Source organism: Halorubrum sp. SS7, from assembly GCF_005435055.1.
GTDB classification, from domain to species: Archaea; Halobacteriota; Halobacteria; order Halobacteriales; family Haloferacaceae; genus Halorubrum; species Halorubrum salinarum.
The window spans coordinates 1-208 of sequence record NZ_SGXV01000824.1; the positions used below are offsets into that span (position 1 = coordinate 1).

The following is a 208-nucleotide window of genomic DNA, read 5'->3' on the forward strand; positions in this document are numbered from 1 at the left end:
GACGACGAACAGGGCGCCCACCGGCTTCCCCTTCTGTCCCTTCTGCCCGAGTTCGATCGCGACCTCGAACACGTCGCGGATGACGCTCGGCTCCGCCCGGGAGTTGGCGAACAGGTCGTAGATACCGGTGTGGATCCCCTCGTCGACGGTGACGCGGATCACCGCGTCCGAGCCGCCGTCGAACACCGAGGCGACACAGGCCACCTCG

The 208-nt window shown here is 67.8% G+C and carries 1 protein-coding gene; it reads right to left on the reverse strand.

Annotated elements, in window-relative coordinates:
- Positions 1 to 208 (reverse strand): diadenylate cyclase domain-containing protein (locus EXE44_RS20035; RefSeq protein ID WP_241991929.1); only part of this gene is annotated, 208 nt, incomplete at both ends.